This is a genomic window from Micromonospora maritima, assembly GCF_902825405.1.
GTDB classification, from domain to species: domain Bacteria; phylum Actinomycetota; class Actinomycetes; order Mycobacteriales; family Micromonosporaceae; genus Micromonospora; species Micromonospora maritima.
Genome location: NZ_CADEAU010000941.1, coordinates 1 through 828, shown reverse-complemented (window position 1 = coordinate 828; position 828 = coordinate 1). Strand labels below are relative to the sequence as shown.

The window sequence follows — 828 nt, the reverse complement described above, 5'->3', positions numbered from 1 at the left end:
CTCCGGCGGGTCCCGTACCCGATCCGCCGCCCCCGCCGCTGACTCCCGGCAGCCCTGACCCGGCCGGGTCGCACCGCCGGTCTGCCAGACTGGCCCGCGTGACCGCCCACGCCGACCTGCCCGGCCCCGCCTCCCGCCGCTGGTCGGCACTCGACACCGCCGCCGGCGGCCTCGTCCTCGACCTGGGGCTCTACGCCGCCGCCACCGTCTTCGCCGCGGTCACCGCCGCCACCTCCACCCTGCCGCCGCACCGCGGCTGGGGCGCGATCGCCACCGTCGGCTACGCCCTCGCCACGCTCGCCGCGACGACCCAACTCCTCGCCCACCGCCGCAACCCCGGCACCACCCTGGCCGGGCTGCCCGCCCGCTGGACGGTCACGGCCGTCACCTGGGCCACCACCGCCCTCCTGCCCGTCGTCGTGCAGAGCGTCCAGCGGGCCGGTGGACGCACCGACCGGGCCCAGGAGGAGGTGATCGTGGTCGAACACGCCGGGGCTCGCCTCGCCGAACACGGCACCCCCTACCTCGGACCCGACGCGATCGCCGCCCTGCCGCCCGGCGAGCAGCTCCTCGGCTACACCCCCTACCAGCCGGGCATGGCACTGTTCGGGCTGCCCCGGGCCGCCGTCGACGCCTGGTGGACCGACGCCCGCGTCTGGTTCGCCGTGGTCACCGCACTCGTCCTCGCCGCCCTGGTCACCACGCTGCGCACCGCCGGCGGCCCCACCACGCCCCGCCGCACCGCCGCCGTGCTGCGCGCCGTCCAGGCCGCCACCGTGCTGCCCGTCTGCGCGCTCACCCTCGCCACCGGCGGCGACGACCTCCCCG

General features: G+C 78.4%; 1 pseudogene. It reads left to right on the top strand.

Going from position 1 to position 828, the window contains the following annotated elements:
• Positions 1-98 precede the first annotated feature (98 nt).
• Positions 99-828, top strand: a pseudogene (locus tag HUW36_RS33695) (hypothetical protein); the annotation flags it as partial.